A 22,142-nucleotide genomic window follows, 5' to 3' on the forward strand; every position below is an offset into this window, starting at 1 on the left:
GACGGTCTCAGAAGAGCGTGCGCTGTTTGACCTGCGCGACCGTGCTGCGGTACCGGCCGATCAACGGGCGGGCCAGCACCCCGCCGGGGACCACCACGACCGCGTCGAAACGGACGAGCAGGGCCACCGCCTCGGTGCGCAGGCGCTCCGGATCCGCGTGCCAGGCCGTACCGAAAGCCGACCCGTACGCCGACAGCACCTCGGCCGTCGCCTCCCGCAGGAAACTGTCGGTGATCAGGGGCAGTCTCCGCTGATCGGTCTCGTCCGGATCGCCGGCCGGGTCCACCGGGTCCGGCTCGTCGAGCAGCAGCGGGACGCCGGCCGGCAGACCCGCGTCGATCTGCCCGGCCAGCTTGGCCCGCGCCTCACCCGGGTCCGGCATCGGCATCCGGCGCGCCTTGCGACCGTCCGGGTCGGACACCCGCTCGGCGATCGCGACCGCGAGCAGCACCGCGGCCTGCGCCACCGACCCGGTGCCCGGGAACCGTTCGGACGACCAGCCGGCCGTGTCGACGAGCAGCACACCCTCGGCCCGGCGTTCCAGGCGCAGGCCGGTCAGCCGCTGCAGGTCGGCGGCGAGCGTCTGCCCGCGCAGATGGTTGCCGACCTCGGCCGGCACGTCGTCGAAGTAGACCACCGGGCGCTCCAGCACGGCCCGCCGGGCGGCCTGCGCCGCGGCCCGCCGCTCGGCGTTGCCGCTGCTGATCGGCGACCGTTCCAGCAGCGCGCCGACCGAGTCGATGTGCTGCAGCACGCGCGGCGGGCGGAACAGCGCGAACACCGCGTCGCGGGCGACGTCGTAGAGCGCCTCGCCGGCGCCCGGGTCACTGGCCCAGGACGAGCTGGACCCGTCGGCGAGCCGCAGCACGCCGCGTTCCTCGAGCCAGGCGACCGCGTCGACGAACGCGCGCCGGTCCGCGCCGACGTCCGGGTCCAGGCCCAGCCCGGTGATCCGGTTCGCGTCACCGCCGACCGACTCGGCGAGCTCGCTCAGGGTGATCTGGATGCCCGCCCGGCCCAGCGTGCCCAGGCACAACGACAGGTACGCGTAGCGCTGGCGGTCGAACGGGCGGCCGGTCCGGGACACCGCGCCGCGGTCCGGGTCGAGCCGGTCGGCGGTGCGGACCAGGCGGGCGGTGGCGCCGTGCAGTTCCAGCCGGTAGCCGAACGCCTCGGACAGGTCGGTGCGCAGGTCGGCGGCGAACCGGCGGACGCGGGGGAGGGCCTTCTCGTCCGGGAACGTGGCGGTGATCAGCGGGTGGCGCAGCACCAGGCGGACGGCGCGCTGGTAGTCGGCGATCTCCAGGTCGGCGACGTCGGCGGCGAACCTCATGCGGTGACGGCTTCCGCCGGGCGACGGGCCGTGGTGTGCCCGGCGATGGTCACCGTCAGTTCGTAGCCGTCCAGGTGCAGGCGGCCCGCGTCGGTGGTGACCGTGCTGAAGCGGCCCGGGCACGGGTGCAACGTCAGGCGTACGCCGAAAGCCGCCGCGGCCAACGGCGCATCCCGGCGGCCGGCCGCCCGCGCCGAGAGGGCGATGTCCAGCAGCCGGCGCAGCGCGGCGGTCTGGTCGTCGCTCAGGTTGCTGTCCTTCTCCCCGGTCAATCCCTGGTGTTCGACCAGGCCCGCCGCGGCCTCGGTCTGGCGGCGTTCGTCGGCCAGCTGCCGCTCCCGCAGCACCCGCCGCGGCGCCTCGGACCGGTCGATCCGGGCCGGTCGCCCGTTGCCCTGCCCGGGCATCCGCCCGGACTGCACCAGCGACCGGGACAACTCCACGGCCGGCGCCTCCCACCAGGACAACCGGCTCGCGACCGCCTCCGGGTCCGGGTACGCCACCCCGGCGTGCCGGGGCGCGCCCAGCCCGAACACCACCTCGAACAGCGCGTGCGCGGCCTCCGCCGACCCGGCGCCGGTGAACCAGGCGGCCAGGTGCCGCAGCTGCGACTCCCGGCTCACCCCGCCCCGGCGCGCCTCGGTCACCCGGCGCAGCAGCGCGAGGACGTCCCCGATCGCCGCCATCGTCGCCCCGGACAGCCGCTCCGCCTCGCTCGGCACGTCGGTGCTCGGCGCGAGCCACGACCGCAGCCCCTGCCATCGCCGCGCCCAGTCGCTGATCCGCTCGGCCGGCGTCGCGAACAGCCGCTCGTCGGCCTCCGCGGCCGCCTCGATCATCCGGTCGAGACCGGTCGCCTCGACCTCGTGCACGGCCTCGCGCAGCCGCGGCGTGTACCGCTGCAACTCGTCGTGGAAGTCCCGCAGGTGCACCAGCAGCGCATCCTTGTGGGCGAGGAACACCTCGGGCCGGATGTCGTGGGTCCGGCCTAGGTCACCGAGCATGTGATAGAACCGCGCGGCCCGTTCGGCGACGTCGGCGAGCGCCCGGTCGAGGCGGTTGAGCTTGCGGTAGACCTCTTCGGCGTCGCCGCTCTCGTTGGCGTCCTTGAGCGCTTTGAGGTCGGCGAGCAGGTCCGCGAAGACCAGCCGGGAGAGGGTGCTGTCCTCGATCCCGGCGGCCAGGACACTCTCGACGGCCCGGTGCGCGCGGTAGCCGGCCTCGGTGAACTGGTAGACGGAGTGCCGGTTGCGGTACTCGGCGAGGGTCGCGGCCCGGGTGCCGTCCTGACCGCGGTCGAGCACACCCCAGTCGACGAGCGCGTCCAGCAGCCGGGCGAGCTCCAGAGTGGCCGGATCGGGGCATTCGGCGTGGGCCGCGCTGAGCCCGGCCAGGGCGGCGTGCACATCGGAGGTGTGCAGCACGACCTGGTAGCTGGTGCGGGCGGCCTCGAAGGCGCGCAACAGCCAGAGGTAGGCGAGCCGGTTGTCCGCGTTGACGTAGCTGAACAGCCGCAGCCGATCATCGACCCCGAAGTCGTCGAGACCGAACGACCCACTCCGCTGCCCGGCCATCCCACCCCTCCCGAAGATCTTCAACCCACCCTATCCACCGCCGCGGCGTGGGTGAAATACGCGATTCGTCAAGGCCTCGGACGGGCGATCCCGCCCGCGCCTCGATCCGTCGTGGTGTCGCTACTCGATGAGGTCGCGGATGGCGTCGGCGAGGTCGCCGAGGCGTTCATCAGCACGATTCCGTCTGCGCCTTATCCATTCCTTGCCCTCGGCGGCGATGCCTTCGAGCACGTCGAGGGTCTGTGTCAGCCCAGAGGCGTCGAAGGCGAGCCGGGACAGGCCTTTGTCGTCCTCGTCCGTGTCTTCACCATCGGACGGATCGAACACCGGCACGGTGACCGGCTCGCCACTGAACAGAGTCAACTCGAAGGTCTGTCGCTGCCCCTCGACCCCGGCAACACGTACCGCGGTGACCGTGGCGTATCGGTAAGTGAGTCGCTGCGTGCGCTGGGAGGCACCCGCATAGAAGTCGAGATCGATGTCGACCTGCCGGACGCCCTCATCGGTGAGCAGGAACAGCAGCATCCGATATCGCGAGTAGCGCCAAGGGCCGTGCTGCACCCGGGCGCGTTTCGCGGATCCTCCTCGGGCTTCGATGAAAGCGTGCGCGATCACGTGATCCGGCCTAAGCCGGTAGTAACGCATGGTCTCCTCGACGAGGATCCGGCGGTCGCACTCGAGCCACTCGGCCATCTCCGCGTCGGTCGGTTTGCAGGTCAGCTTCTGGACCCATCGTTCGTATGCCTTCTGGCGCCGAGCGAGTCGCTGCCAATACTCCTTCTCGTCGGCTCTCGTCCGCCGTCGTTCCGCATCGAGTCGGAACACCCCCATCACGGCGAATACTCCGGACGGCACGCTGATCAGGAGCCATGCCGTTCCTACGAGTGGCGCCGTCGTCAGCGCGGTCGGCACGATCCAGAAGCCGGCGGCGATCACCACCGCGAATCCGGTTATGCACGCGGCCTTCACCCGTAGCGGCGCGCGCCATTGTTGTTGATAGGCGAGGAGGGTGCCGTTGTCCCACTGGGCCCGTACCTCACTCACCAGGTGACGGACGAGCCAGGCGATCTGATCATGTTTGGTCCGCTTTTCCCGGTAGAGCTCCGAGAGCTCGTCGCGGATGCTCTGGCGGATTCCTGCGGTCTGCTCGAGCCAGCTCTCCCGGTCCGTGCCGTCCTTGGGGACGTACTTGCGGAAGTAGTTGTCGACCAGGCGGCCCACCCCGCGGGCGAAGCCGTCCACTGGAGCGTTCTCGTCCTTGCGCGCGGCCTTCATCTGCTCGTTCTTGGCTCGCACCCGTTGGATCCGGAAGTACCAGTCTGATCCGTTCACCAGAAATACCGCGGCCCCCACGACCGCCAGCGCGGACGCGAGCATTAGCGAAAGTTCACCGGACCGCAGCGCCGACGAACCCACCTGGAGGCAGGCGTACCCGAAGATTCCGCCGCCACCGAGCGCGCGCAGCCAATCGATCGGTTCCGCGGAGAAGGGTCGCGCGTGACGTGCCCGAGGCTCCGTCGGCTTCGGTTCGAAGAAGGCCCAGACCCGGTTCTCGCGGTCGCCGGATGCCTTCCCGATGTATGCCTGGTCCACGGAGAGCTGCCACATCTGATCCTCGATCGAGCCTTCTTGCAGCACACCCAGGTGCCTCAGGATGAGGTCACGCTGGCGGGGCGCGAGACGCTCAACCGCTTTGACCACCTCTCCGGTGTCTCCTCTTCGGACGCTACTGAGCAGTAGGAAGATCGCTCGCAGGCCGGCGTGCCACGCGTCGTGACCGTCGAGCGGCCTGACGTGATCGCAAATGACGTCGATCTGATCGAAGTCTGCGCTGTCCAACTGGTGCCTGGTGCGCCCGGTCAACAACGCGAGAAGCCGGTAGAAGTGCACCTCGGCGGTTTCGTATCCGTCGGCGACAGCCTGCTCGATGACGTCGCGCGCCTTGGCCGGAATGTGGGCGTCCAGGAGACGGACCCCTCTTCGGAAGGTGTCCTCCGGAGAAGTGTCGTTCTCCGCCTTGTAGTCGCCCGCTACGTGGACCACGTTGCCTTGGACCACACTGGCCTGAACGCCGACGGAGGCGTTGCCTCCTGCAACGTTGGTATGTGTCGCCGTGCTCACGACAGGTCCTTGGCCAGCGAGATGATGGCGGCCAGATGAGCAGCGAGGTCGGCCGTGTCGCCGACCAGGCCGTTCAATTTCTTGAGCGCTACGAGCAGCTTTCCGCGGCTGGCCGGTGTCTGCTCGTCGACGCGGCCGCTCGCCCCGTCCAGCTCGTCGTTCGCCGCCGCGTAGGTGTCGTCGTCCAGGCGGCCGTCCAGGTGAGCCTTGTTCAGCAGGTCGCGGAACGTCGCGAGTTCGGTTGCCAGGTCGGCTGCATCCGGTGCGTTGCCACCCGAGGTCACATTGCCGATGACCTGCCCGTACTGGGCGCCAACCCGGGCGTTGCCCTGCGCGATGTTGGTGAATGAGGGGCCGTTCGTACCCATGGGTGTTTCCCTTCCCCGCGTCTGCCGCTGACCGTTGCCGCCCTGCGTGACCAACTCGTTCGCCAGTGCCGCGGCGAACGCCGCCGCGTGCGCCGCGGCGCGCGGCTGCCAGTTCGCCCCGTCCGCCTGCGCCTTCGTGCCGTCGGCCCGGTCGCTGATCCCGCGGACCACCACGACCGGCAACGCGTCGTTGAGGTGCGCCGCCTGGGCGACACCGGCCGCCTCCATCTCGATCGCCAGCGCGTTGTTGTAGTGCTGGCGCACCCAGCGGGCCTGCTCGGAGATCCGCGAGTCCTGCACCACCTCGCCGGCCGCGATCGGCGCGAAGCGCACCCGGGCCCGCGGCTCCGGGAACCACTCGCCGGTCCGGATCAGGTGCTGGACGATCTGCCCGGCCCGGTGCGAGATCTCCCACGCCTTCGGCCGGGCCTTCAGGCCGTCGTCCTCGGACGTCCCGCCGTGATACGCGTAGACCTGCGAGGCGACCACCACCTCGCCCAGCTCGACGCCCGGCCACAGCGCGCCGGCCACGCCGACGAACAGCAGGGCGGCCGGGGAGAACTCGGTGATGGCCCGCTCGGCGAGGACGGCGGAGGAGTTGTTGCCCTGGCCGACCAGCCCGAGGACGACCCGGCACCCCCGCGGGCCGAGCCGGCCCGTCTCGAACCGCGTGCCGGCCGGATGCCAGTGCACCTGCGGATCGTTGATTTTCTTCCGTACGGCTTCGTACTCGACGTTCAGGGCGGTGAGGATCACGACGACGTCAGTGCTCATGCTCGCTCTGTCCTCACGTTGTCCGCCGGTGCCGGCGGCCGGGTCATCGGGGGGTGCAGCGTGTCCCGGGGCCCGGGACGGAACAGCCGCGCCGGGCGGCCGTTGTCGTTCTTCCTGGTGGGTCCGGCGGGCACGATGAAGCCGTCCACGCTCTGCACCTTGCGGTAGAAGTTCCGCGGATCGAGCCGGACGCCCCACACCGCCTCGTAGACCTCCTGCAGCTCGGCGATCGTGAACATCGCCCCGCAGAACGCGGTGGCCAGCGCCGAGAACTCGAGCTTCGTCCGGGCCCGCTCGACACCGGCCGTGATGATCTGCCGGTGGTCGAAGGCGAGGGCGGCCCCGTCGGCCAGCGCCACGTCCGTCGGCACCCACCAGGCCTGCGCCGCGTCGGTCCCGGCGACCGGCTCCGGCAGTCGCGGCGCGATCGCCAGGTAGGCCACCGAGACGACCCGCCCGCGCGGATCCCGGCCCGGCGTGCCGTAGACGCCGAGCTGCTCCAGGTGCAGCTCCTCGGCGGCGAGCCCGGCCTCCTCGGCGAGCTCCCGTCCCGCTGCCGCGGCGAGATCCTCCTCGGCGTGGTTGAGGAAGCCGCCGGGCAGCGCCATGGCCCCGGCGAACGGTGCGACACCGCGTTGCACGAGCAGCACCTGAAGCCGCCCGCCGCGCAACGTGAAGATCACTAAGTCCACTGCCAGCAGCACGTGCGGCGGCTCCCAGGCGTCGATGTCCATGGATGCCACGCTGCCTTACTGTCAATCTGACAGGAAGTGCTGGCGAGTGTCAATCTCCCGACTCGGCGCGGGTGATCACAGGCCGGCGGCGGCCAGGGTGGCGAGGAAGGTGGTCTTGCGGGCGTGGGTCTCCTTGACGCCGGCGAGGAAGGCCGGGTAGTCGCGGCCGGCTCGCTCGTGCAGGTCACGCAGGTCGGCCAGTAGGCGCGCGGCCTCGGCGTACCCCTTCTTGTCCTTGCGGTCGACAGCGGCCTCGACCCGGTGGGCGAAGGCCGGGATCGCATCCGCAGGATGCGTCTTCGCGCGTTCCTCGGCGACCTGGTACAGCTTCCCGGTGCTGCACTGGTACTTCCCGGCGGCCGCCCACGCGGCGTCGACGTCTCCGCCGTCCAGCAGGATCTGGACCAGCGGGTCGGCGTGGTAGCCGCCGTGCGCCGCGCGGTCGTGCAGGTGGGTGTTGGCGCGTTCGGCCACCTCGGTCAGCGTTCCGGCGCGTTCGGCCGCGTCGAGCAGGGCACGGTGACCGGGGCTGTCCGGGCGTTCGGCGAACAGCCTCCACCGGACCTCGGCGGCCGCGGCGTCGTCGCCTTCGCCGGTGAGCAACTCGGCGAGCAGCAGATCGATGCGGTGATCGCGCCGGTCCGCCTCGGCCAGCCCGCGCCGCAGCCAGGCGATGGCCTCCACCGGCCGCCCGGCGTCCCGGAGCACCTCGCCGATCTGGACGTACCGATAGGCCTGCGGCAGCTCCTCGGCATACACCGCGACCAGCGCGTCCGGGTCCTGCGCGATCGCTTTCAGGTACTCCTCGCGCAGGTGCCGTACGGCCCACTGGCCGGCGGATCCGAGCCGCGTTCCGGCGAGGTCGGTGAGGTGCTGCCAGTACACCGCCAGGCCGCTCTCCCCGAGCCCGTCGGCGAAGTCGCCGATCGGAACCTCCGGCCACCCCGGCCCGTTGACCTGGAAATCGATCATCCAGGTGGCGAGCTCGGCCGGGTCGGCGGGCGGTGCGGCCCGGCACGCCTTCGCATAGCCGGCGACGGCCCGGCGGATCGCGTCCCCGATCATCCCGGAGGAGTCGTCGGCCTGCTCGGTCGTCTTGGTCAGGTGCTGGATGGCCGTGCGGTAGAGCGGCCCGATCTCCTGCGGGGACTGCGCGGCCGCCACGTCGAGGGCGTCCAGCACCTCGCCGGCTTTGCGCGCGTAGTCGAAGCTGCGCCCGTACGGAAGAAATCCGCGACCGCGCAGGGCGCCGAGCACCCGCCGCAATTCCTTGACGTCGGGCGTGCCGTGGGTGGCGGCCCGCAGCGTCAGCGTCCGCCGCAACCCCGGATCGGCCTCGACCAGCTCCATCACCAGCTCGACGAGGGCGTCCGGCCCGATCGCGCGCAGATAATCCCGAAGATCTGTTTTCGGTGCCTTGACCATGGACTCATTCCACCATCGGGGTGGGGCTCGGGCCGAGCGCGGCCCGCGGCGTTTTATGCTGCGCGGGTGCCGGTGTCGAAGAAGCGGAAGAAGCCCAGCAAGCCCAACGCGGCGGCGAAGGCCGCCCGGCTCCGGGCGCAGCGGCCGGTGGAGTCGATGATGGACGTCGACAGCCGGGTCCGGACCGATCGGGAGCGATTCGACGCGGCCCGTCGTGAAGCCTCGGTCGCGCCGGCGGCCGCCCTGGTCGCGGAGTTGACGGCGCTCGCCGCGTCACGGTCGGACGTCGAGCTGGCGGACGAGCTCTGCGCGCGGCTCGGACCGCTGCTCTCCGAATTGGACGCCCGCAAGCCGGTCACCCGGATGATCAGCCCGGACATCTTCGCCGGGGCGCTGGCCCAAGCGGCCACGGCGAACGACGGCCCGGACGCGCCGCGGGTGCTGTCCGCCCTGGCCGGGGTCCTGCCCCAGTCGTTCACCGGCGCGGCCGCCCCGCCGGTCGGCGAGACCCGGTGGACCCGGGACCGGTACGGGAGCCGCTACGGCATCACCGCGTCGTTCCCGGCCGGCGACGGGGAGCGCTGGTATCTGTGGGACGTCGACACCTGCGCCCTCCTGGTGGCCACCGTGCACAGCGGCTTCTACCCGACCGCTGAGGACGCCCTCGCCGCGTGGCAGCAGGGCGTCGGCGAGTTCGCCGCGGCCGGCACGACGTGGGGTGAGATCGACGACCGTGCGCTGCTGCGGAAGCTGCTGCCGGTGTCCGAGGGTGATCTCCGGATGGGCGGCGAGACCGCCGACCAGTTCGCCGAGTATCACCGCTGCCGCCGGCTGGCCGAGTCGCTGCTGCAGCTGCCGGCACCACCGCCCGCCGAGCCGGCCGACGCGGCGTCCTTGTTCTCGGCGTGGCTGACCGAGCGGGGGACCACCCTCAGCACCGACGACGTGCACGACGTCGCGGCGTCGCTGACCGAGATCTGGGGCGGGGCGCGGGACATCAGCTTCGACACTTTCTCGCCGCACCGGGTGGCGTACACGAAGCAGTACGTCCACGACGACTACGACGAGGCGTACGGGTCGTTGCTGCTCGCCACGCTGCCGGAGTGGATCCGGTGGCTGGCGTCGACGACGGGTGCGGAGCCGGAGCTGCTCGACCGGGCACTGGAAGCGGTGGAGACCGCCGTCTACGACGACAACCCCCTCGCCTGCGTCGTCGAATAGCCCGGCTCAGGCCGGGGACTGCGGCGGGCGGCTGCCGGGGATCAGGTCGAAGTAGCCTTCCCTCGCGTACTCGTTCTGCGGGTCGACGCCTCGCAGCGCCTCCCAGACGGGATCCAGGTCCGCGGCGCGTTCCTCGAGCAGGCCGCGGACCACCGAGGCCAGTTGGTCGTCGGTCATGGCGGCCGCGCCGCCCGGCATCGGGCCGTCGAGGAGCTTCTGCAGGATCACCGCCCACTGGGAGCTGACCCCGGCGACGTTCCGGGCCCGGCGGGCGGCGACATCCCGCTCGTAGTCGAGGGTGATCAGCCGTTCCCAGAACGGGCGGACGTGCTGCTGGACACGCTGGTCGAGATCGACCCGGACGTGGGCTCGGCAGGCGACCTCCTGGCCGCGCCGCTGATACTTCCACTCGCCCACCCGGTCGAGCCGTTCGCGGAGGCGGTTCTCGAAGTCGCCACCGCGGTGCGCCTCCACCCCGCGAGCCACGTCGGTCGCGATCTCCTTCAGGTAGCTGTGGGCGTACGGAAGAAAACGTTCCACCAGGGAGTGCAGGGCGTAGCGTTCCAAGCCGTCGGTCGTCCAGACGAACGTGCCGGACACCTCGAAGTGGAAGGCGAAACCGCGGGCCGGGACGGTCAGGGCGGTGATGCTGCGGCGCTCGGTCTGGCGACCCGGCGGCGTGGGCGGCCGGGGCGGGACGGAGGGAACGGGATCCGGTCCGCGGAAGCCGGCCAGCAGCCGTTTCCACAGAGCGGCAAGGCGGATGCCGAGGCGTCGCCACCAGCCGGGTGCGGCGGGCGGCGGGTTCTTCGGGTCGGTCACGTCGTCCACTCCTTGATCAGTCCGGCGATCCAGCCGGGGGCGTCCGGGCGGTCCAGCAGCAGTCGCAACCGGCGCCGCAACGGTGGTGATTTCGTCGTCAACTCGGTCAGCAGGTCACCGGCGGCTCCGCGCAACTCCCGGACGGCGTCGGCGTACTGCAGCCAGCCGAGCAGCGCCGGCCAGGCCATCGTCCGGGTGCTGTCGGCGAGCAACGCGGCATGCCAGAGCGGGCCGAGGTCGTGCACCGGCACGGTGCCGTCGCGGAGGCCGGCCAGCAGCATCGGCGGGCTGTCCCAGCCGGATCCGACCGGCACGTCGGCCATCCGGACCAGGGCCCGGGCCGCGTGCCGGATGACCATCCGATCCGGCCCGTCCGCGCGGATCCAGTCGGCGAGCGTCCGTACGATCACCCCGGCCAGCGCGGGCTCGAGGAGCTGACGGACCGCCTCGGCGATCGTCCAGCTCCGCCACTGCGCCGGGTCGCCGGCGATGGTGCGGAGATCGGCGAGGTCCCACTGCGGATCGTTCTGGCGCAGGCCACTCGCGTACGCGGCCGCCGCGGTGTCCCGGCTGGCCTTCGTGGCGGCCGAGACCCAGTCGTGCACCGCCTGCAGTGCCCGGTCACGGTGGGTCCGGGTCAGGCTGAGTGCCATCGCGGTCTGTGCGGCCGCCTGCCGGACCCGGAGCTTCCGGTCGCGGCTCCAGGCGTCGACGATCTGGGGAAATGCCTCGTCGAAGTCGGCCATGGCCAGTTTGGTCGCGGCGTGTATCGCCGTCGGGCGGAACTCGTCGATGGCGACGAGCTCGTTCAGCCAGGCGACCAGGGCGGGCCGGGTGTGGTCGAACTCGTGCCAGGCCACGTCGAAGACCGCGTCGAGCAGGTCGTCGTCGAGCCGGGCCAGCGGACGCGATCCCCACCGTTCCGGGTGCCAGTCGCCGAGCAGGGCCGCGGTCGAGTGCTCCAGCGCGGTCCGGCCCAGGTCGGTCCAGCCGGACTCCGCGTCGAGCTGGGACAGGAGCAGGCCGGTGATGGTGAAGACCTGTCCGATCGGCCGGCCGGCCGCGGCGGCGTAGGCGATCCGGAACGCCCGTCGATGTTGCCGGAGCCGCCGTCGCCCCGGCGGGCCGCTCTCCTGCTGGACCTCCAGGTAGCTCGCCGCCCGCTTGAGCAACGCGGCATGGCTGTTTGTCCGGGCGAAGTCCACCACATCGGGCCCGGGCAGCGGCAGAAGCCGTTCCACCAGCGCGACGACCTCGCCCGGCGTGGCCGGCAGGGAGATGTCCGTCTCCAGGACTCTGAGGCACTTCGCCCGCTGGTCCGCATTTTCGGCCAGGCGTTGCGCGTGGGCCCGGAAAACATTGCCGGAGTTCGGGATGACGTGATCGACGTTGCCGTCGCTGTACGGTTTCGCGCGGTCGGTGCGATTTCTGATCAGCACCAGTTTCGATTCGGCGCGGTGTATCTCCGCGTCCAGCCGGCTGATGATCGGTGCGGGGTCCTCGTCGCCGATGGAGAGCAGGTACCCGTGCCGGAGCCGTAGGTCCACCTTCTCGTGGACCGCGGCGGCGACACTTTCGTCCTGGGGAACCTGGATCTCGACGATGGCGTCACCGAAACGCTCCGCGAGCGCGTGGTAGGCCGTGCTGAGCCGCCCGGTCCCCGAACCGCCGGTCAGGCAGACGGTGGTCCGGTGGTCGAGATGACGCCCCAGCTCCTCCTCCACGCCCACCGGGACGTAGAAGTTCTTGATGTCCGGCGGGACCGCCGGCGGGGTGAGATTCGGGCGCTTGCGCTCCGACGCGTTGACCTGGACGTTGCCGTTGCCGTACATGGACGCGCCGGTCGCGGTGATCCGCGCGAACGTCTGGCTGTCGAAGTGGGGACCCAGGATCCGCTTGAGGAGTGCTTCCGCCATGCGGAGCTCGTCCGGTTCGACCTTGCTCTCTTCGGGCTGCTCCGGTTTCTCCTCGTCCTTCTGCTCAGCGTCGTCCGGCTTTTCCGCGGGATTCTTGCCCTTCTCTGCGGACTCATCGGACTCATCCGCTTTTGGCTCGGCGTCCGCGCGGTGTCTGGTCTCTGCGGTCTGCGGGGTGTCGTCGGTGGCCGCCGGTTCGTCCGCGGGCGGCTTCGCCTCGTCGGTCATCGCCAGGACCCCCGGTTGTTCTGGGTGTTGTGGTTGCCGAAGACCGCCGGGCCCTCCGTCCGGATGTCGCGGAACATCTGCGTCGGCTGCGACTCGGCGGCGGCAGCGCTGGGCTGCGGTTGCCGCGGTGCGGCACTGTGCTCCGGCGCGTCGCCGGAGGCCGCGTTCTCGTGCGGGACGTAGAGCCAGGCCGGCTGCGCGAAATCCTTCTCCGTCAACTCGGCCAAGACCTCCTGGAACAGGTCCGGTCGCAGGTCCTGGTAGTGCCGGACCACGTCCGCGTAGATCGGGTCGGAGACCATCAGCACCACGTTGGCGCGCGGGAAGCGGCGCTTGAGCGCGTCCTTCAGCACTGGTGAGTCGATCAGCCGGCACACCGTGACCACCGCTTCGCCGGGATATCCGTTGGCGCCGTCGAGATGAACCAACCCCTGGTGTACGGCGACCCGCAGCCGGATCCGGCCGTCCTCGCTGCGGCCCAGGTTGTACTGCCGCAGCATGCGGTCCAGGGTCGGCGTCAGGTTGCCCACCAGCGCCCGCTCGCTGGCGTCCGGCGGGAGGATTGCCAGCTCGCCGTCGCCGGCCTGTTGCTGCAGCCAGGTGGGCCGGTCCACGCCGAGTTCGGCGGCGGCCTCGTCCATGATGCGGCGGAAGTCCTGCTGGGCGCGGTATTGCAGCGCGTTGCTGCGACGGCTGTAGCTCTCCATGTCGACGGAGACGACCACTCGCCGTTTCGGGTCACTGAACTCGGGCATCTGCGCACCCTCTCCGGTGGGATGTCGGACCCTGATATCTCTACCGGCCGGGCCCACCGCGAAATGCATATAAATATGAAATGCCAATTTTCGGTCATCGATGGCGTCCCCGATTGAAGTTGCCCAGAGTGCTGGACATGATGCTCTGCGTAGCGGTTTTCTCTGGCTGGCCCTCGAGGAGTTCCGGTGGACGACACGCACTGGTCGGTCCGTACCCTGCTCGGCCGGCTCGCCCCGCAGGCCCGGGCGGCGCTGCTCGGAGCCGGGGTGCGCCGCAGCTACCGGAGCGGGGAGGTGCTGATGCACGAGGGCCTACTGGAGACGCACGTGGTCGTACTGGAAAGTGCTTTGGCGAAGGTGACCGCGCGCCTGCCGAAGGGCCGGCACGCGCTGATCTCGATCCGGATCTCCGGCGACATCGTCGGCGAGATGTCCGCGCTCAACAACCTGCCCCGCTCGGCCACCGTGACCGTCTGCCGGCCCTCGACGATCCGGGTGATCGGCCGCGACCGGTTCCGCGACTTCCTGCGTCAGCACGCCGACGCCGCGATCGAGGTGGCCGGGATCGTCGCCGACCGGCTGCGGGCCGCCAACCGCCGCCGGGTCGACTTCGCGTCCTACCCGGCCAAGGTCAGGGTCGCCCGCGCCCTCGCGGAGATCGGCGCCAGCCACGGCCACCGCACCCCGGACGGCATCGCCGTCGACATCGAGCTGACCCAGTCGGAGCTCGCCACGTTGTGCGGCGCCGCGGACATCACGGTCCACAAGGCCCTGCACGACCTCCGCGAGGCGAAACTCATCGACACGGTCTACCGCGGCTTCGTCATCCGCGACCCGGAATCGCTGAAGTCCGCCGCAAGGCTCGCCTCATGACCGTCCGGCACGCAAGAATCTCCGGATGAAGTACGGGACCGCGGTGAAGCGGCTGCAGACGATCGCCGACCGCTGCCAGCACGTGGGTGACCTGGACGAGCTCCTGCTGGTCGGCGCGTATGCGTTCGGTGCGGTCCTCGACGAACCAGGCGACCTGGACTTCGTGCAGGTCGCCTTCGTCCTCGACCTGCCGCCGGACGATCTGCCGTGGCACACGCAACCCCAGAGCTGCAGCAGCATGCCGTACTTCCTGCAGATCGACAAGGGTGGCGTGGACCGGTTCTGGCGCTCCGCGTCGAGGCCGGTGTCCAACCACCGGATCGTCCGGCCACTGCGGATCTGGTCTCGCGAGGACGGGCCGGACGCTGTCGCTCTGGACGCACTTCGCCGCGGCGAGGCGGAGGAGTTGCGGCCGGCGGCTCCGGGCGCCGCCGAGTTGCGGGAGCAGCTCACCGCGGAGCTGGCGACGAGCCTCGCCCACCTACGTCGCGTCGAGGGGAGCTACTGGGAGCGCGAGTGGCGCCGGGACAACCGGGGCGGCGGCACCTACCCGGAGAACCACTTGTGGGACGCCACCCACGGCTACCTCGACCTCCTCGACGCCATCTCCTGACATCACCGCTGGCGGGTAGTTCAAGAGCCGGAACACCAGGTCTACCTTTGCTGGCCTCCTCGGGGTGCCACATATATGGCGATCGTTGAGACCGGCGTTGGGGTCGTTGAAGATCCAATTGGATGATCCCTTTCTCTATCGATGATCCGAGCTGGAGAATGGCTATGGGTGATTGGCTGGCAACTGGCCGGAATGTCTTCTGAAGGAATCGGTGAGTATTCAGCCGAACGAGTGATCACTCAATTGACATAGGGTGATCTATCCGTTTACGGTCAGCCCGCTGACCTTGCAAGGTCGCCGAGCTCCGGCGGTTCAGAGGGTGTTGGATCTCCGGTGGCCCCGCCTGCCCGTTCCGTCCTGAGGTTTGCCACACTCCGCTTACTGTCAGCGCCATGGGGTATCGGAAATGTCAGAGCCGCGTTCTAGAATTGGTTGCTCAACCAACCAGGTCCACCCCTCCGCCTGGAAGGGTCAGCTAGATGGCGATCAAGAGCAAGAAGCCGGGAAGCATCCGGTCCCGGAAGGTCAAGTTCAGCCCCGCGAAGCCGGCTGTCGAGGTGACAGAGCTGAGCGACGACGAGTGGCGCGCGGCCGCTCGTCTCGGGTTGCAGCGACTCGGCCTTACCTTCGACGAGCTTGCGCAGCAGGCGGCCAGTCGTCGGTTCGAGACTCCCGAGGCCCTGAAGTTCTGGCGGGTCCTTGGCGGTGAGCGGCCTTGATCTTGGTTCGCAGGCGCGGCGATTCGCTCAGGCCTTGCAAGACGTCCTCAACAAGACGGTCTGTGATCACACACAGCTAGGCGCCGTCATCAACAGCCGAACCAAACGTGCTCACATCGGCACGCGCCTGAATCGCGTGGACCTGATGACGGACAAAGTCCAGATGCGCTCGCGGGCTCGCACCAAGATCTGGCTTGACGTCAGTTCGGTTTGGTATCGGAACGACGAGGGCTTCCTTACCGCCACGAGCACCTATTGGGGTGTCTATCTCGGCGAGGAGCATGAGGATCTGCTCCTGCACTACGACTACGAGCGCGATAAGGACCTTTACACCGAGGCTCATATCCAGGTCGCCGGCGTGCATCCCGCACTGGAACGGATGCTGGGGGAGGTGGGTCGCAATGGCGACCACATGAAGGATCTCCATCTGCCGGTAGGAGGGCGTCGGCTTCGGCCGTCTCTGGAGGATCTCTTGGAGAGCTTGATCGCCGAGCGGCTCCTGGACCCGAAACCCGGGCACGAAAAGATCCTCGGCGATTCGCGGCGGGAGTACCGCGTCAAGCAGATCTCTGCCTTGGTCCGATCGAATCAGGAGACAGCTGCTTCCGTGCTCCGGGAAACCGGATGGGACGTGGCCAAGAAATCCGAGGAGGGATTCTTGGCCGGGCTTCGCCGAAGTCGAAAAAATCGGTCTTGATGCATCGTCACGATCAGCGGATCCAGCCTGCTGGAGATGTCGCCTTCAGCTCGCGTAGACCGTTTCTGGGGCACGGCTGACGTGGACCAGGCTGGTCAGGAAGTCGCGGGTTTCCGGGTCGGCGGAGTGCAGGACGGTGCCGCGCATGCCGCGGGTCATCAGGACCTTGTAGGTGTTGCGGATCAGGCGGTCGACCTCGTCGTCCGGCAGCGACTTGCGAACGCCGGGTTCTTGAACTCCGTTCGCCGGGTCACCAGACGGCCGTCCCGGGCCACCAGGTCGGGCCGATGATGACGCCGGACCACTCGTACTCGAAGCCCTGTGCCGTGTAGACACAGCCGACCTGACCGAAACCGTTCGGGTCGGTGGCCCAGAACGGGCTGCCGGGCGCGTCGCCGACGCTGCGGTCGCTCTTCACGTTCCACGGGAACAGTTCGGTGATGTCGCGGTCGACCGCGTTGTGCAGGTAGGCGACACCGCGCACGGTGTGACCGTGGCCGGACAGCGGGCCGAGGAAATCGACCAGGTACTCGCAGTATTCGCCGGTTCCCGGGTGGACGCCGGCGAGTACGGCGTCGATGCAGCGGCTGGTCAGGGCCAGCGTGTTCTCGGTGGCGAAACGAAGGAGACCGGCCGCGGACACGCGGAATGCCGACATGAGCTGTTGCCCCCGGGCAGCACGAATTTATCGTGCGGATGGGAGGCATATCCAGCTTCGGAAGCCTGTCGGAACCGCATACGGACAACGCAGACTGTAGCGGTCGCATTAGCAGGCCGCTACGACGCGGGTCCGGCGTCGGCGGGCGCCGCCGGGCGGTTACTTGATGCCGGTCTGTGAAGGGTCCTTCAGGGCCGTGTCGATGTCGGCGCTGGCTTTTGTCAGGATGGACTGGATCTGGGGGCGGGTCAGGGCTCCATCGGACTGCCACAGGTCGGCCAGGTCCTTGGCGATGATGCTTTCGACCACGATCCACGCTGGGATCGAGGGGTACATCTTGCCGGCTGGGATCATCTCGCGGAACGCCGCGTAGGCCGGGTCCGACTCCAGGCGGGTGCCCTTGATGGCCGCGGTCCGCGACGGCCACAAGCCCGACGTCACGCCGTAGCGGCGCTGGCTTTCCTCGCTCGTCAGATACTTCACCCACTCGAAAGCGGCGTCCGGGTGCTGCGCCGACTTCAGGATTGCCAGGCCGGAACCGCCCAGGAAGCCGAAGCGGCCGGTCTTTCCCGCCGGCATCGGGGCCGTTCCCCAGCCATTACGCAAGCCCGGGCGGTTCGGTTCCGACAAGTAGTCCCCGACGGACTGGGAATTGTCGATGGTGATGGCGCCGATGCCGTTCGCGAACGCTTCCGGGACGTCGCTGGAGGTCAGCCTCATCGCCTTCGGGTCGTCGTAGAGGCCGACCAGGCGCTGGTAGTAGGCCACACCGTCGACGGCGGGGGGTTCGGCCAGCAGGGAATGGTCGCCGGCGCTGTTGAGCAGGTCGCCGCCCGCGCCCCAGATGAACGGGGCGACGTTGTGGATGATGCCGAAATTGTTCTCGTTGCCGATCGCCAGCGGCCACACCGTACCGTTGGCGTCTTTGATTTTCTTGAGGGTTTTCTCGAATGCGGGCCAGTCGGTGAACGCGGTCGCCGGGTCGACGCCCGCCTGCTTGAGGACGTCCTTGCGGTAGAACAGCGCGCGGACGTCGGTCAGCCAGGGCAGCGCGGTGATCTCGGCCGAGCCGAGCTGATGGCTGGCGCTCCAACTCGCGGCCGCGAACACGTCCGGGCCGCCGACCGCGGCGACTTCCGATTCGGTGTACGGACGCAGAGCGCCCAGCGCGCTGAACCCGCCGACCCAGGTCGTGCCCATCACGGTGACGTCCGGGCCCTCGCCGCTCGTCGTGGCCGTGCTCAGGCGGGTCAGCGCCTCGCTCCACTCGATGCGTACCGGATTGATGGTGATGTTGGGGTGGGCCTCGTGGAACTTCTCGGCCTCCTGGAGCACCGCACGGTCCTGAATCGGGCCGCCGTAGGGCATGTACCAGAAGTCGAGAGTGACGGACGGCTGGCCGGTGGGATAACCGACGCCCCCGCGCGACGGGGAGGGCGCGGTGCCGCACGCGGTCAGCAGCAGCAGAACGACCATCGTCGCGACGGCAGGGAGACGCCTCGTCATATCAGCCTCATCGGCCGTGCCCGGCGACCGCTGAGCGGGAAAACGCTTGGCCGGACGCCTCCGCCCGCCGATATGAGGACCGTGACCGGCGGACGGGGGACCTCGGAGTCGTGGCGGTGGCCGCGCATCCTGGTGCTGACGATGCTCCTGCTCGCCAGCGTGACGGTCGCCAACTTCGTGCTGCACGGGCGCAGCGGCGACCACGAACTCGCCCGGTCCCGGCTCAGCCAACTCGACATGCTGCTGCACGAGGAGAGCTCGCTGCAGTGGAAGACCCTGGCAAAAGGCAACACTCCGGTACGGGTGGCGCGCGAGCTCGGCGCGATCCGCTCACAGGAGAAGAAGATCCAGGAGGAGTTGGGGGTCAGCGACGCGCTGCGCAAGCAGGTCGCCGACTACCACGCCGTGCTGGACACCGAACTCGGCCTGCTCGGCGTCGGCAAGACCGCGGACGCGCTGGCCCTGGAACAGCAGCGGACCGAGCCGGCCTTCGTCGCGCTGGCCGCCGAACTCGACCAGCTCGGCGAGGCCGAGATGACCGCGGCCGGGGTGGCGAAGAACATCGCCGGCCTGACCCTCGCGCTGGCCATGATCGCGGTGGCCGCCCTGATCGGGCTGCTGCTGTACCGCTTCGAACGCGAGCACCGCATTGCGCGGCGGGTCACCGACGAGATGCTGCACCAGCAGTCGATCGCGCTGGAGACGCTCACCGAGCACGAGGCGCTGGTACGCCACCAGGCGCTGCACGACCCGCTGACCGGGCTGCCCAATCGCCGGGCGCTCAGCGCGCTGCTGGCGGGCGGCGGACGGCAAGCCCTGCTCCTCGTCGACCTGGACGATTTCAAGCCGGTCAACGACCAGCTGGGCCACGCCGCCGGCGACGAACTGCTCGTCACCGTCGCCCGGCGGCTGCACCGCTGCGTCCGGGAGGGTGACAGCGTGGTCCGGCTCGGTGGCGACGAGTTCGCGGTGTTCGTCCAGGACGGCGACGCGGCGGCCGCCGTCCACGTCGCCGAACGCATCGTCGACCAGCTCGGGGAGCCGTTCCACATCGCCGGCACCACGGTCCACATCGGCGCCAGCGTCGGTGTCGCGGTCGGTGCGGACGTCGTCGACGGCGATCTGCTGCTCCGCGAGGCGGACGAGGCGATGTACCGGGTGAAGCAGGCCAGCAAGGGCGGGTATGCGGTCGCCGGGTCGGCCCATACGGCGTGACCAGCGGTTATGCGCGGAAAAGTGGACATTACTCGCTGATTGCACACTTGTGGGGGATCGGGATGTGGTCGAGTCTTTGAGGCTCTGCCTGGGCGCCCGATAGAGTCGCACCTGTGGAGCATGATTTGAGCGTTGTTCGAGTCCCCTACCTGCCTGGCAGGCCGATCAGGGTCGGTACCGTCCTGACGCAAGAGGGAGAGCTCTATCTGGTCCGGTGGGACGACGGAGCCGAGGAAGAGATCAAGCCCGGCGAGTACGAACTTCTGGCCCCGCGTGACTCGCTGCGGTTCGCATCGTTCGTCGATGCCGAAGCGGTGCGCGCCGATTTCGAGGCCGATCCGCTGGGGATCGTGCTGCGGGTGCTGGGAGAGAACGGCACGCCGATGACCCGCGGCCAGATCGCGACGTATCTCGTCGATCTGGGTGTGGAACGCAAGCGGTTCGCTGCCAAATGGCGCAAGGTCCAGACCGCGCTGGCGTCGACCGACGGCGTGACGGTCAGCGGCGAAGCCACTGACCTGGCGTTCGCCTGGGACGGCGAGTTGGCCGTCGAGCCGGTGGCAGTGGCCGAGGAGAGTTAGCCGACGCTAGAGCTGCGTCGCCCCAAACACCTTGTCAGGCGGAGGGGCGACCCGGCGGCGTTTCCAGTGTTTTTCGGGGTCAAGGCTGCTGGAGTTGGTCCAGCGGCACTCCGTTGAAGACCCTGACCAGGTTGGCGTCATGGTCCGCGGCCACGAGGGCAGCGGCGAGCTCATCCAGGCCGGGGAAGTCACCGAACCGGGTCTGCAACACCAGGCGCATTGAGCGCACCAGACTCTGTTTGTAGCCTTGCTCAAATTGTTGCTTGAGGCCTTCTTTGCGGCCTCGCTCCAGGTATTTCTGGGCGATCTCACGGCCGGCTTCCGTTTCTTCGAGGAAGTTGCCCATCCCTCTGCTCCTCTACGCTCGCGCTGATCGACGGTGACGTTGTGATCAGAGTTGCTGCAGTTCGGTCAGGGGGACTCCGCTGACGACTTTCACCAGGTTGGCGTCGTGGTCTTCCGCCACGAGTTTCCTTGCGAGGTCGTCCAGGCCGGGAATGTCACCAAACCGGGTCTGCAGCGTCAGGCGCATTGAGCGCACCAGGCCTTGCTCGAGGCCTCGGTCCAGGTTTTTCTGGGCGATCTCACGGCCGGCTTCTGTTCCTTCGAGAACGTTGCCCATTCCTCTGCTCCTCAACGCAGTGACGACCTGAGCTGCGAGACCTTCCTCGGCCAGCATACAAAGGTCGACGAGAACCAACTGTTGCTCGGGGTTCGGCAGCTCGCCGATCCGCCCGCCGATCCGGTCGGCGAAATCGGCCGGCCGCCGGCTCGACCACAGCACGAGCGGGGCGAGCGGACTCGCCAGGAGCGCCTCCGGGTCGAGATCGTCCGGGACGTTCACCGAGTCCCATTCCAGATGCATGCGGTTCCGCCGGAGGGATCCGGGAGGGCCGCCACCGACCGGCCACACCGCGGTCTGATGGATCTGATGACGGGGATCCTCGTATTTGATGGCCAGTCCCGCCCAATACGCCGCCATCCGTGCCGGGAAGTCGCCGGTCCGCTTCACCTGCACTTCGATGTGGTGCACGTCGACTGTGCCGTCCGGCCGGGACACCATGAACACCTTGTCGCGCTGCAGGCTGCGCTGCCGGACCTGCTCGGTCGGCCCGTCGGTGACCACCGTGTGATCGCCGACCTCGACTCGGCACAGGAGCCGCAAGGCGTCCTTCGGATGCGCCTCCATCAGCGCCTTGTACAAGCTGTCGTAATCTCGCGCCGGGGCAGCGTCGGGACCGCAATCCCCAGGGATGGGTGGCATGCGACAACTGTACGTAGGACCAGGTACCCGCGACAAGGGCTGACCGGGATGGCGCGAATCCGTGATCACACGGACTGCCGTGAGTCACTACGTTGATGGCGATCCGGCGGAATGGCTGGCACTCAGAGGAGACGAAGAAGTGGCTCAACGAAACATCCGCCGCCCTGCCCGCACCGGCCTGGTTCCGCTGGTGGTGTCCGGTGTCCTGGCCCTGAGCGCCTGCAGTGCGGGCGCCTCGTCCGGCAACCCGGCCCCAGCGGCCCCGGCGACCACCCCGACGAGCACCACCACCGCCCCGACCGGCACCGCCACCGGCTCGGTGACGGGCACGCCGAGCAGCAGCGGTACCGCGGGCGCCGATGGCACCGCGCTGGCCGACGGCAAGCACGATGCCTACCTGACCAAGGTCGACACGAGCAAGCGCACGATCACCTTCGACAAGGTCGAGATGCTGACCGGCGAGGCCGCCCGGAAGAAGTACCAGGAGCAGAACCCCGGCGAGACCGACGGCCCGCCGAACGACTACGTCCTGGTCAACGACAACAAGTTGAAGCGGACGTTGCCGGTCTCCGGCTCGGTCAGCGTGTCGGTGATCAAGACCGGGTCCGGCGACTCGGTCAACCCGGTCCCGAGCTCGTTCGCGAAGCTGCCCGGCTTCCTCGCCGACAAGGACAACAGCACCCTGTTCGCCTTGACGGTGAAGGGCGGCGAAATCGTCAGCCTGAAGAGCATCTACCTGCCCTGA

21 protein-coding genes and 1 pseudogene are annotated in these 22,142 nt (G+C 69.2%); 8 read left to right on the top strand and 14 right to left on the bottom strand.

Features of this window, described 5'->3' with window-relative positions; all coding sequences use genetic code 11:
• Positions 1–7: 7 nt before the first annotated feature.
• The 6 genes from ADL15_RS28930 to ADL15_RS28955 all read right to left on the bottom strand — a co-directional run bounded on the left by ADL15_RS28930 (position 8) and on the right by ADL15_RS28955 (position 8,329).
• Positions 8–1,333 (bottom strand): DUF2398 family protein, encoded by a 1,326-nt coding sequence (locus ADL15_RS28930; RefSeq protein WP_067697780.1) that lies wholly within the window; start codon positions 1,331–1,333, stop codon positions 8–10.
• A complete protein-coding gene (locus tag ADL15_RS28935) occupies positions 1,330–2,907 on the bottom strand; it encodes a TIGR02677 family protein (RefSeq protein ID WP_067697782.1) in 1,578 nt (525 codons plus the stop codon). Before ADL15_RS28935 ends, ADL15_RS28930 begins: the two co-directional genes overlap by 4 nt.
• Positions 2,908–3,027: 120 nt before the next feature.
• Positions 3,028–5,028, bottom strand: a complete 2,001-nt coding sequence (locus ADL15_RS28940; protein WP_067697784.1) for a hypothetical protein — start codon at positions 5,026–5,028, stop codon at positions 3,028–3,030.
• Positions 5,025–6,170 carry a 5'-methylthioadenosine/S-adenosylhomocysteine nucleosidase family protein gene (locus ADL15_RS28945; RefSeq protein WP_067697786.1) on the bottom strand — a complete coding sequence of 382 codons (1,146 nt, stop codon included), beginning with the start codon at positions 6,168–6,170 and terminating at the stop codon, positions 5,025–5,027. The genes ADL15_RS28940 and ADL15_RS28945 overlap by 4 nt, the downstream gene beginning before the upstream one ends.
• Entirely contained in the window at positions 6,167–6,904 is a 738-nt protein-coding gene (locus tag ADL15_RS28950) for an NUDIX hydrolase (protein ID WP_067697788.1), read from the bottom strand. The genes ADL15_RS28945 and ADL15_RS28950 overlap by 4 nt, the downstream gene beginning before the upstream one ends.
• A gap of 75 nt (positions 6,905–6,979) precedes the next feature.
• On the bottom strand, positions 6,980–8,329 hold the full coding sequence (locus tag ADL15_RS28955) for a DUF6880 family protein (protein WP_067697790.1): 1,350 nt from the start codon (positions 8,327–8,329) through the stop codon (positions 6,980–6,982).
• A gap of 66 nt (positions 8,330–8,395) precedes the next feature.
• Between ADL15_RS28955 and ADL15_RS28960 the strand changes: the two genes are divergently transcribed.
• Positions 8,396–9,550: a hypothetical protein gene (locus ADL15_RS28960; RefSeq protein WP_067697791.1), complete on the top strand. Its 1,155-nt coding sequence runs from the start codon at positions 8,396–8,398 to the stop codon at positions 9,548–9,550.
• Positions 9,551–9,556: 6 nt separating this feature from the next.
• Here ADL15_RS28960 and ADL15_RS28965 read toward each other — a convergent pair whose 3' ends face one another.
• Genes ADL15_RS28965 through ADL15_RS28975 form a run of 3 tightly spaced genes read right to left on the bottom strand, consistent with a single transcriptional unit; the run spans position 9,557 to position 13,271 of the window.
• Positions 9,557–10,372 (bottom strand): hypothetical protein, encoded by an 816-nt coding sequence (locus tag ADL15_RS28965; protein WP_157441668.1) that lies wholly within the window; start codon positions 10,370–10,372, stop codon positions 9,557–9,559.
• Positions 10,369–12,516, bottom strand: coding sequence for a hypothetical protein (locus ADL15_RS28970; RefSeq protein ID WP_067697795.1), 2,148 nt, complete (start codon positions 12,514–12,516; stop codon positions 10,369–10,371). Before ADL15_RS28970 ends, ADL15_RS28965 begins: the two co-directional genes overlap by 4 nt.
• The gene (locus ADL15_RS28975) at positions 12,513–13,271 is read right to left on the bottom strand and encodes a hypothetical protein (protein ID WP_067697797.1); all 759 of its coding nucleotides are present in this window, start codon (positions 13,269–13,271) and stop codon (positions 12,513–12,515) included. The genes ADL15_RS28970 and ADL15_RS28975 overlap by 4 nt, the downstream gene beginning before the upstream one ends.
• Positions 13,272–13,457: 186 nt before the next feature.
• Between ADL15_RS28975 and ADL15_RS28980 the strand changes: the two genes are divergently transcribed.
• The 4 genes from ADL15_RS28980 to ADL15_RS28995 all read left to right on the top strand — a co-directional run bounded on the left by ADL15_RS28980 (position 13,458) and on the right by ADL15_RS28995 (position 16,173).
• Positions 13,458–14,144, top strand: a complete 687-nt coding sequence (locus ADL15_RS28980) for a Crp/Fnr family transcriptional regulator (RefSeq protein WP_067697799.1) — start codon at positions 13,458–13,460, stop codon at positions 14,142–14,144.
• Between the two features lie 25 nt (positions 14,145–14,169).
• Positions 14,170–14,757 (top strand): DUF7711 family protein, encoded by a 588-nt coding sequence (locus ADL15_RS28985; protein WP_067697801.1) that lies wholly within the window; start codon positions 14,170–14,172, stop codon positions 14,755–14,757.
• Between the two features lie 479 nt (positions 14,758–15,236).
• Positions 15,237–15,476: a hypothetical protein gene (locus ADL15_RS28990; protein ID WP_067697803.1), complete on the top strand. Its 240-nt coding sequence runs from the start codon at positions 15,237–15,239 to the stop codon at positions 15,474–15,476.
• Entirely contained in the window at positions 15,463–16,173 is a 711-nt protein-coding gene (locus ADL15_RS28995; protein ID WP_157441669.1) for a hypothetical protein, read from the top strand. Before ADL15_RS28990 ends, ADL15_RS28995 begins: the two co-directional genes overlap by 14 nt.
• 162 nt (positions 16,174–16,335) lie before the next feature.
• On the opposite strand, the pseudogene ADL15_RS56555 reads toward ADL15_RS28995, so the two are convergent.
• The 3 genes and pseudogenes from ADL15_RS56555 to ADL15_RS29005 form a co-directional block, all read right to left on the bottom strand.
• Positions 16,336–16,509 (bottom strand): annotated as a pseudogene (locus ADL15_RS56555) (hypothetical protein); the annotation flags it as partial.
• Positions 16,424–16,831, bottom strand: coding sequence for a DNA/RNA helicase domain-containing protein (locus ADL15_RS55700; protein ID WP_067697807.1), 408 nt, complete (start codon positions 16,829–16,831; stop codon positions 16,424–16,426). The gene ADL15_RS55700 and the pseudogene ADL15_RS56555, both read right to left, overlap by 86 nt.
• Before the next feature lie 159 nt (positions 16,832–16,990).
• Positions 16,991–18,307: an extracellular solute-binding protein gene (locus ADL15_RS29005; protein WP_067697809.1), complete on the bottom strand. Its 1,317-nt coding sequence runs from the start codon at positions 18,305–18,307 to the stop codon at positions 16,991–16,993.
• A 111-nt stretch (positions 18,308–18,418) separates the two neighbouring features.
• On the opposite strand from ADL15_RS29005, the gene ADL15_RS29010 reads away from it, so the two are divergent.
• Positions 18,419–19,552 (top strand): GGDEF domain-containing protein, encoded by a 1,134-nt coding sequence (locus ADL15_RS29010; RefSeq protein WP_198171062.1) that lies wholly within the window; start codon positions 18,419–18,421, stop codon positions 19,550–19,552.
• Between the two features lie 113 nt (positions 19,553–19,665).
• Positions 19,666–20,133, top strand: a complete 468-nt coding sequence (locus ADL15_RS29015) for a hypothetical protein (protein WP_157441672.1) — start codon at positions 19,666–19,668, stop codon at positions 20,131–20,133.
• Between the two features lie 79 nt (positions 20,134–20,212).
• Here ADL15_RS29015 and ADL15_RS29020 read toward each other — a convergent pair whose 3' ends face one another.
• Positions 20,213–20,479: a hypothetical protein gene (locus ADL15_RS29020; protein WP_067697815.1), complete on the bottom strand. Its 267-nt coding sequence runs from the start codon at positions 20,477–20,479 to the stop codon at positions 20,213–20,215.
• Between the two features lie 45 nt (positions 20,480–20,524).
• Positions 20,525–21,337, bottom strand: a complete 813-nt coding sequence (locus tag ADL15_RS29025; RefSeq protein ID WP_067697817.1) for a hypothetical protein — start codon at positions 21,335–21,337, stop codon at positions 20,525–20,527.
• Between the two features lie 199 nt (positions 21,338–21,536).
• Between ADL15_RS29025 and ADL15_RS29030 the strand changes: the two genes are divergently transcribed.
• A complete protein-coding gene (locus ADL15_RS29030; RefSeq protein ID WP_067697819.1) occupies positions 21,537–22,142 on the top strand; it encodes a hypothetical protein in 606 nt (201 codons plus the stop codon).

It is taken from the genome of Actinoplanes awajinensis subsp. mycoplanecinus, from assembly GCF_001509495.1.
Lineage (GTDB): Bacteria > Actinomycetota > Actinomycetes > Mycobacteriales > Micromonosporaceae > Actinoplanes > Actinoplanes palleronii.